At 47.5% G+C, this 3763-nt stretch carries 4 protein-coding genes; all 4 read left to right on the top strand.

What is annotated here, in order from left to right; all coding sequences use genetic code 11:
* A partial coding sequence (locus tag AB1756_06945) for an MMPL family transporter (GenBank protein ID MEW5807064.1) occupies positions 1-796 on the top strand: 796 nt, incomplete at its 5' end.
* 56 nt (positions 797-852) lie between these two features.
* A complete protein-coding gene (locus AB1756_06940; GenBank protein ID MEW5807063.1) occupies positions 853-1098 on the top strand; it encodes a DUF2892 domain-containing protein in 246 nt (81 codons plus the stop codon).
* A gap of 46 nt (positions 1099-1144) precedes the next feature.
* Entirely contained in the window at positions 1145-1981 is an 837-nt protein-coding gene (locus AB1756_06935; GenBank protein MEW5807062.1) for an outer membrane lipoprotein-sorting protein, read from the top strand.
* A gap of 37 nt (positions 1982-2018) precedes the next feature.
* Complete coding sequence (locus AB1756_06930) at positions 2019-3293, top strand: hypothetical protein (protein MEW5807061.1); 1275 nt, start codon at positions 2019-2021, stop codon at positions 3291-3293.
* Positions 3294-3763: the final 470 nt, after the last annotated feature.

The following is a 3763-nucleotide window of genomic DNA, read 5'->3' as shown; positions in this document are numbered from 1 at the left end:
CGACAAGAATACCATCGGGCAGTATCTCTTCCTCTTCAGTATGTCCGCAAAACCAGCAGACCTCGACAATGTTGTTGACTACCCATTCCAGAAGGGAAACATCTGGGTGCAGCTCAAGACGTGGGATGCCCAGGGGATGAGGGATGTCATTCGTACCGTGGATGAATACGCCAGAATGCATTCGACGCGCATGGAATTCAGACCGGCTGGGACTGCATATTTCAATCTCGTCTGGAATAACGAAGTCCTCTACGACATGATCAAAGGATTCATTCTTGCTCTCATCGTTATCTTCGTGATCCTTGCATTCAACTTCCGCTCCATAAAGTGGGCGCTCGTCGGATATATCCCGCTCCTTCTCACCGTCCTGCTCATCTACGGCGTTGTCGGTTTCACCGGGAAAGACTTTGACATGCCGATCTCTGTGCTCTCCACCCTTTCGCTAGGCATGGCCGTCGATTTTGCGATCCACTTTATCAGCCGGTTCAAGCAGCGGATGACGCATGCTTACAAGAGTGAATCGTTAACCGAATCGCTTCTCTGGACCTCCGCGCGTCCTGGGAAAGGGATCATGCGGAATGCGTTCCTCTTCGCAACAGCCTTCTCGGTAATGCTCTTTGCTTCACTTACCCCTTACATCACGGTTGGAGCATTCATCGTGAGCATGATGATGATCAGTGCTCTTCTGACGATAATGCTCATGCCAGCCCTCATTTCTTTGCTCAAGGGATGGCTCTTCACGAGCGTAAAAGAAAAGGACCATCAACTCGAAAAGGATTATGCAAAGCACAAATAATTTAAGATTGATGCGCAGCCCTTCTACGCTGCGGGAAAAAACGATCAGGAGGAACAATGACGATTGAAAGAATATTACGTGGTATCGCAGGAGTCTTCGTTCTGGTCAGCGTCGTCCTGGGATATTTTCATTCACCACTCTGGTTTTTGTTCACCATCTTTGTAGGGATCAACCTGTTCCAGTCAGCCTTCAGCAACTGGTGCCCGATGAAATCATTCCTGAGAATGCTTGGATTGAAAAGCTGCGAAGAACTGATCAGACGGGCAAAAGAACCATCCGTGAACGGGGATCAGATCAAATAGAAGCACTGCTAAGGATAATGCAAAACAAAAGAAGGAGGTTTTCACTATGAAAATCATACACAGAATATTCCTTTCTGTATCGGCCCTGTCGCTGTTGCTTTCCCTTCTCCCTCAATATGCCTCAGCACAGCAGGCTATTTCAGCGAAGCAGATCGTGAGCAATTATTACGAGGCGTTCTACTCGCCGGGGAATGACATGTGGGTGAAGGTAACAATGGACCTTATCAGCAAAGATGGGAAGAGGAGAAAGCGGCAGATGGTGATGCTCCGCAAAGATATCGGCGATCAGGAAGACCAAAAATATTTCACCTACTTCAATGAACCTGGCGATGTGCGAAGAACCGCATTCCTCGTCTGGAAGTACCCGGGTAAGGACGACGAGAGATGGATATTCATCCCTGCAGTCGACCTCGTGAAGAAAGTCGCCGCGGAAGACAAGCGCTCGAGCTTCATCGGAAGCGATTTCACCTATGAAGATGTCTCCGGAAGGGACGTCGAATCGGACAATCATACGCTGCTGAAATACGAGAAGATGAATGACAGGGACTGCTATGTGATCGAAAGCAAGCCGCTTGATAAGGTCGACTACACGAAGAGGATCTCGTGGATCGACACAAAGACCTATCTCCCCATCAAGGAAGAGTACTACGACCAGCAGAACCAGCTTTACAAAGTGTTCACCGCGGATGAGATAAAAGAAATTCCAGCAGGTGAGACAGGAGCAATGATTCTCACCACTATAACGAAGAGGACGATGCGGAATGTGAAGACCGGCCACTCAACGGAGGTTGTCTTCTCAGATGTGAAATACAACACAGGTGTGGAGGAAAACGTATTCACTGAGCGATCGCTCAGGACTCCTCCGGCGAAGTGGATCAAGTAAGACAGCGCATTTTCTATAGAGGGAAGAAAAGAGAAACATGGCACGACAATCAAGGTTCTTTGCAACGTTTTTCTCGATCTGGGTATTCCTCCTCGCATTGGCGACCGCATACGCTCTTGCAGATAATGGAGAACTTCCCGTCGAGCTGCACGGTTTTCTCCTAGGGAATTTCACCGGCAAAACAAGTGGACAGTCTCCTTCGGGGGATGATTTCATCCTCGGCGAGGAAAGACTTCGGATCGAGATCTCGAAATGGTTTGAAAGCTCCTCCTTCATGGTGAAGACCGATTTCTACCACGACTCGCTCAACGATGAATTCCATATCAACCTGCGCGAGGCATATATCGATTACATGTACAAAGCGTTTGATTTCAGATTCGGCCGCCAGATCCTCACCTGGGGGATCGGCGACCTGCTCTTCATCAACGACACATTCCCGAAAGACTGGGAATCGTTTTTCTCTAGCAGGCCTCTCGAATATCTGAAAGTGGGTGTGGATTCCTTCAGGGCACGCTTCTCGAGTGAACCCATCAACGCCGAGCTCGTCATAGCCCCCCTCTTTGAGAGTGACAATCTTCCATCGCCAGAGCGATTCTATTTCTATGATCCATTTCCTGGAATCGCGGAGCGCTACAACCGGAAGCCTGAAAAAACATATGGCAACGCCGAGCTTGCGTTCAGACTTTACAGACGCCTGTTTGATTCGGATGTTTCGCTTTACCTGTACAGAGGGTTCTGGAAGCAGCCTTCAGCAATGCCCGATGACCAAGTCAGCCCCGCATCGATTACATATTTCTATCCAGAGCTTAATATCTATGGGTTCAGCGTTCAACGATCACTGTTCGCGGGAGTCATAGGGTTCGAAGCCGGATATTACGATTCGAGGGAGGATGATACGGGAATGGACATGCTGATCCCGAACTCGGAGCTACGTGCGCTCGTGGCTTACAGCCGCCAGCTCTGGACCGATTTCACTTTTGGCTTTCAATATTACGTCGAAAAGATGCAGGACCATGATGAGTATGTGCAAACACTTCCCGCTGGATTCCCTGTGAAGGATGAGATGCGGCAGCTTCTGACCCTGCGGCTCATGCAGTTCCTGAAATATCAGACATGGAAGCTCTCGCTCTTCACCTATTACAGCGCGACCGATGAGGACTATTACGCCATCGCCGACGTGACGAAGAAGATCAACGACCATTTCGCTGTCACGTTCGGCGCGAACATACTCGGAGGGAAAGAAAATACAACCTTCTTCGGACAGTTCGACAGAAACGACAATCTATTCCTGAATCTCCGCTACGACTTCTAATCTATCCACTAAAGCTGTATCAATCGTCCGAGTCAAAAGAATTCGCAAAGCACTGAATTCGAGCTTACTCGAAAAGGCATATTTTACTAATGTGCCATCTGACACATTAGTAAATATTTCCATTTTGGTTTTCTGGAATCAAAGCACCCTTTTTATACGTGTCCTCTTGATCCCTGGTGCAAGTGCCACAGCAAAGTGATAAAAGGAAAATTACTGGCGTGAACATAATTATAATTTTCCGGTAAGCTTTTAGTTGCTCTTGACATGTTATTGAATTGATACGAATAGTATTTTTTACGGCAATCATTGACATTTTTCCCTCTTTAGTTCTTCAGCGTCAGATTTATTGAACTGAAGAATCTTACCTTTCTCTTTGACTGGTGATGTCATAATGTCAGCGTTGTTTCTATTTTCATTATCCTCAAGACCCTTTTTATGTCCAATTTCATGCGAAACCGTGTTTGCAATTT

This window comes from Acidobacteriota bacterium (assembly GCA_040752675.1).
GTDB lineage: Bacteria > Acidobacteriota > Polarisedimenticolia > JBFMGF01 > JBFMGF01 > JBFMGF01.
Note: the sequence above shows the minus strand (reverse complement) of the source record. Positions and strands in the feature narration are given on the sequence as shown.

What these genes read in the sequence shown, in the direction of transcription:
- AB1756_06935 (MEW5807062.1), top strand. Translation starts at nt 1,145, where the DNA reads ATGAAAATCATACACAGAATATTCCTTTCTGTATCGGCCCTGTCGCTG.
- AB1756_06940 (MEW5807063.1), top strand. Translation starts at nt 853, where the DNA reads ATGACGATTGAAAGAATATTACGTGGTATCGCAGGAGTCTTCGTTCTG.
- AB1756_06930 (MEW5807061.1), top strand. Translation starts at nt 2,019, where the DNA reads ATGGCACGACAATCAAGGTTCTTTGCAACGTTTTTCTCGATCTGGGTA.